Raw genomic sequence first — 3,562 nt, 5'->3', positions numbered from 1 at the left:
GCATAGGACACTGCGGCGGTGACGAAGAAATAGCGGAATTTGTGCGCGGTGAGCCGGACCCGCTGGCCGCGAGCCAGGAGCACGCACAGCAAGACGCCGCCGGCGCCGAGCGAGATGACGAAGGCCCAGACCATGGCCGGCACGCCGGCAGCCGTGGCGAGCTTGCCGAATGGCAGCGTCAGGCCGAGCAGGCCGCCGGTGACGACCAGCAGGCCGAGCGCCGAATCCCAAAGACGTTTCATTGACCGAATCCTGTAGCGCGGCCCTTGGCCGGCATTGCATGTTAAGATAAGATAATGGAAAGATTCTTAACGTCAAGATATATGATGGTGAGACAATTGGACAGGGCAGCAAGAGCGATCGAGCAATGGAAGCGGGAGCGGCCCGATCTGGATGTCTCGCCAATGGGTGTGCTCGGGCGGCTGAACGAGGCCTCCTCGCTGATCGCCCGCGAGCGCCTGGCGCCGTTGTTTGCCCGTTATGGATTGCAGTCCGGGGAATTTGACGTGCTGGCAACGCTGCGCCGTTCAGGCTCTCCCTACGCGCTGACGCCGACCGCTCTCTACGAGGCGACGATGGTGACGTCCGGCGCCATGACCAACAGGCTAGACCGGCTCGAAACGTCCGGATTGATCCTGCGCGGGCCGCATCCCAACGATAGGCGCGGCATTGTCGTGCGGCTGACCGACAAGGGCCTGGCCTTGATCGATGAAGCCGTTACCGCCCACGTGGCCAACGAACACGAGGTTCTCTCGGGCTTGACGCCGGCGGAACAGGAGACGCTCTCTCGGCTGCTTGAGAAATTGATCGGGAGTGTGGGCTAGAGCAACTCCAGGAAAAGTTTTCCGCCTAGAATTGCGTCAAACAAAGAGTTAGAGCGCCCTCTCCGTGAAACGGTGAAATGCTCTAGCCGGTCAGTTCATAGGCTGCCGCGAGAACCGGCGCCGGTGTTTCCAGCGCTGGTATGATACGGTGAGGTGGACAAGCCGGGTCGGCATGTTGAGGTAGAGCAGAGCATCTCGCAAACCACTGAGATTTCGCTCACTCATCGCCTTATCGGAAAAGTCCGGCATGGCCTCAAGTGTCGCTTCAGCTTGCTGGCCCCGGCCCTTTCCTGTCGGCAGTCTGGCCGCAAAGGCTATTTCTCGACGCAGACAGACCTGCTCGACGCGATCCCGCAACGCCTCTTCGTAGCCGATACCGCATCGCATAAGCCGCGCGTGGGTGGCCTCATGGACGATAATCGAAGCGACCAATTCCGGCGTCGTCTCTTCGCTGATGATATGGCGCTCGTCCAATTCGCACGCCTTGGAGGAGTTCGCCCATTGCGCGACCGAAGCAGGAAGGGTTGTGACGAATACCTGTCTTACGTCACCAAGCAGCCGTCTGTAGCGCACTGGATCAAAATCACGAATAAGCTGAAGCGCCTCGACGATTTTGTCGGTGCCCTTGTCGCTTATGATGAGCAATCCGTCGACCGTTCGGGTACCGCTAAGCTTCACGGCGGCCCAGCGGGCTAATCGGCCAACGACGGCTCTTATGCTGCGTTCCGGCTCAATCGCTTCTGGGTCGCGCAAAGCTCCCTCGGAATTCAGTTGCGGTCGTCCGGGAACACCGGGATCGGCATGAACTCGACGCCGTCCTCGGCCAGGCTCTTGGCTTCGTCCAGCGTCGCCTCGCCATAGATGCCGCGCGGGTCGCTCTCGCCGAAATGGATCTTTCGCGCTTCCTCGGCGAACTTGTCGCCGACATAGTCGGCATTCTCGCGCACCTTCTCGGCCATCGCCTTCAGTTGCGCCAGGGCCTGCTTCTGCGCCTCGCCCATGGCCAGCGCTATGGTTTCCTGCTTGCGCGCCGTGGAGACGGCCGGCGCCATCAGCGCCTTCTGCACCTTGTGCGACCCGCAGGTGGGGCAATCGACAAAGCCGCGCTTCTTCTGGGTGTCGAAATCGTCGTTGCTGCGGAACCAGCCTTCGAATTCGTGCTCGTGCTCGCAGATCAGGGCAAAGCGGATCAAGAGGCTGCACCCCTGAGCCGCGGCGCCTCGCCCGAACCGGCATTGACCGCGAAATCCCGTGCATTTCTGAGATTGGGGATCTTCTTGCGCGCGGCAAGCGACTGCGCCGGGTCGATCTCGGCGACGATCACATCAGGCGCGTCATGCGCGGCTTCCGCGATGATACGGCCCCACGGATCGACGATCAGCGAATGACCGTAGGTCTCGCGGCCATCCTCATGCAGGCCACCTTGCGCAGCGGCGACGACATAGGCGCCGTTCTCGATGGCGCGGGCCCTGAGCAGCACGTGCCAGTGTGCCTCGCCGGTCTGGCGGGTGAAGGCGGCAGGTACGGAAAGCAGGTCGGCGCCGGCCAGTGCCTCGGCGCGGAAGAGCTGCGGAAAGCGCAGATCGTAGCAAACGGCGAAGCCGAGCTTTGCACCCTCGATCTCGGTGACGACGGCCTCGGTGCCCGGTTCGTAAGCCGCGGATTCGCGCCAGCTTTCGCCATTATCGAGGTCGACGTCGAACATATGGATCTTGTCGTAGGTGGCGAGCGCGGCGCCGTCCGGCCCGAACAGCAGCGCCCGGTTGGCGAGCTTGCCGTCCGCGCGCAAAATCGCGGTCGAGCCGATATGCAGGAACACGCCGAGCTCCCTGGCCAGCCTGCGCGCGGTCGCGACGACGATGTCCTTGTCTTCGGAGGTGAAGGAGGCTGCGCGGGCTTGCCTGTCGCGGATCAGCGCCCCGGTCATTTCCGGCGTCTGGATATAGGTGGCACCCAAGCTGGCAGCTTCGCGCACCAGCCGTTCGAGATCCACGGCGTTGCGCTCGGGACTCTCGCCCGAGCGCATCTGGATCGCAGCGGCTTTGAAAACACCCATCGTCATTCCCTCAATTCGTCGCGCCGTTGGCGAGCAGTTTGTCCAGCCGGCCTTCAGCTTCCAGATCGTGGAGGTCGTCACAGCCGCCGATATGCGTATCGCCGATGAAAATCTGCGGAAAGGTCGTGCGGCCATGCGCCCGGGAGATCATCTCCTGGCGCAGTTCCGGCGAGAAGGAGGCATCGTGCTCGGTAAAGGCGACGCCCTTGCGCTCGAGCAGCCGCTTGGCTGCCGTGCAATAGCCGCACATCATGCGGGTATAGATCGTGACATCGGCCATGACGAATTTCCGCTGTTCGTTGCCGACTTATATAGTCGCGGACTCGTCCGCCCGGAAGTCCCCCGGCAACACACGCGCAAAGGTCAGCACGTCGACGGCGGCCGCACCTCCCCTTTTCAGCGCCTTGGTGGCGGAACGCACCGTGGCGCCGGTGGTGTAGACATCGTCGATCAAAAGCACCCTGCGGCCGGCGATCTCGATTTCCGCCTCGGCGGGTACCCGAAAGGCAGCCCGCACATTTTCCTCGCGTTCCCCGCGCTCCAGCCCGACCTGCTGGCGGGTGAGTTTCACGCGACGCACCGCCGAGGGGGCGAAGGGCAGTTGACTAAGCGTCGAGACCGCCCTCGCCAGTTCCGCCGATTGGTTGAAGCGCCGCCTGAAAAAGCGCCGCCAGTGCAGCGG

The 3,562-nt window shown here is 62.9% G+C and carries 6 protein-coding genes and 1 pseudogene; 1 reads left to right on the top strand and 6 read right to left on the bottom strand.

What is annotated here, in order from left to right; translation table 11 throughout:
* Positions 1-242: pseudogene (locus EOD15_RS30835) on the bottom strand (EamA/RhaT family transporter); the annotation flags it as partial.
* A gap of 96 nt (positions 243-338) precedes the next feature.
* Between EOD15_RS30835 and EOD15_RS30830 the strand changes: the two are divergent.
* Complete coding sequence (locus EOD15_RS30830) at positions 339-824, top strand: MarR family transcriptional regulator (protein WP_127322214.1); 486 nt, start codon at positions 339-341, stop codon at positions 822-824.
* 90 nt (positions 825-914) lie between these two features.
* Here EOD15_RS30830 and EOD15_RS30825 read toward each other — a convergent pair whose 3' ends face one another.
* From EOD15_RS30825 to EOD15_RS30805, 5 genes are all read right to left on the bottom strand, one after another.
* The gene (locus EOD15_RS30825; RefSeq protein ID WP_127322210.1) at positions 915-1,577 is read right to left on the bottom strand and encodes a hypothetical protein; all 663 of its coding nucleotides are present in this window, start codon (positions 1,575-1,577) and stop codon (positions 915-917) included.
* 14 nt (positions 1,578-1,591) lie between these two features.
* Positions 1,592-2,017 (bottom strand): DUF1178 family protein, encoded by a 426-nt coding sequence (locus EOD15_RS30820; protein ID WP_023811158.1) that lies wholly within the window; start codon positions 2,015-2,017, stop codon positions 1,592-1,594.
* On the bottom strand, positions 2,014-2,880 hold the full coding sequence (locus EOD15_RS30815) for a carbon-nitrogen hydrolase family protein (RefSeq protein WP_127409141.1): 867 nt from the start codon (positions 2,878-2,880) through the stop codon (positions 2,014-2,016). The genes EOD15_RS30820 and EOD15_RS30815 overlap by 4 nt, the downstream gene beginning before the upstream one ends.
* A 10-nt stretch (positions 2,881-2,890) precedes the next feature.
* Positions 2,891-3,160 carry a glutaredoxin 3 gene (gene grxC, locus EOD15_RS30810; protein ID WP_127322226.1) on the bottom strand — a complete coding sequence of 90 codons (270 nt, stop codon included), beginning with the start codon at positions 3,158-3,160 and terminating at the stop codon, positions 2,891-2,893.
* A gap of 27 nt (positions 3,161-3,187) precedes the next feature.
* On the bottom strand, positions 3,188-3,562 hold a 375-nt coding region (locus EOD15_RS30805; protein WP_148129716.1), incomplete at its 5' end, for a phosphoribosyltransferase family protein.

It is taken from the genome of Mesorhizobium sp. M7A.T.Ca.US.000.02.2.1 (assembly GCF_003996995.1).
In the GTDB taxonomy this organism is placed as follows: domain Bacteria; phylum Pseudomonadota; class Alphaproteobacteria; order Rhizobiales; family Rhizobiaceae; genus Mesorhizobium.
This window is presented reverse-complemented; position numbering and strand designations above follow the sequence as displayed.